Raw genomic sequence first — 422 nt, 5'->3', positions numbered from 1 at the left:
ATTGGCTGGTGTGCTGAATCTCGTGGAACTTGTGGATCATTGCAGCCCGATCGGTACGATCATAGCTGTTCCCAGCCAAATATATGTTGTTGCCAAACGTCACAGAATTTCCAGTTAATTCAAATGGAGAACCTCTATGCAATCGAATATCTGCAGGATTGCTCTTAATCCTTCCCTTCAAGAAATTCTGCAGACACCGAGGAAGTGGCTTCGACTCATAATTTTTTCGTAAGCCTGTCCGGCCTTCTCGGCTTCCTTGTGTGCTATTGCCTCGTCCGCTATTGCCTCCGAAAAAGATTTCGAGCCAGGAATGTGCCCGGAGACGCCTGCCATACACAAAAATTTCTTCTTCGGCTTCGTCCTGTCCCTGCAGTCCCAGCGGGTCTACCAGATTGACGGGATCGTTGCCGACATAGGCATAG

General features: G+C 48.8%; 1 protein-coding gene. It reads right to left on the bottom strand.

The annotated features are described in order from the left end of the window. Positions 1 to 422 (bottom strand): hypothetical protein (locus AC2JF9_RS09760; RefSeq protein WP_500727382.1); only part of this gene is annotated, 422 nt, incomplete at both ends.

The organism is Lactobacillus sp. C449L (assembly GCF_059900815.1).
Note: the sequence above shows the minus strand (reverse complement) of the source record. Positions and strands in the feature narration are given on the sequence as shown.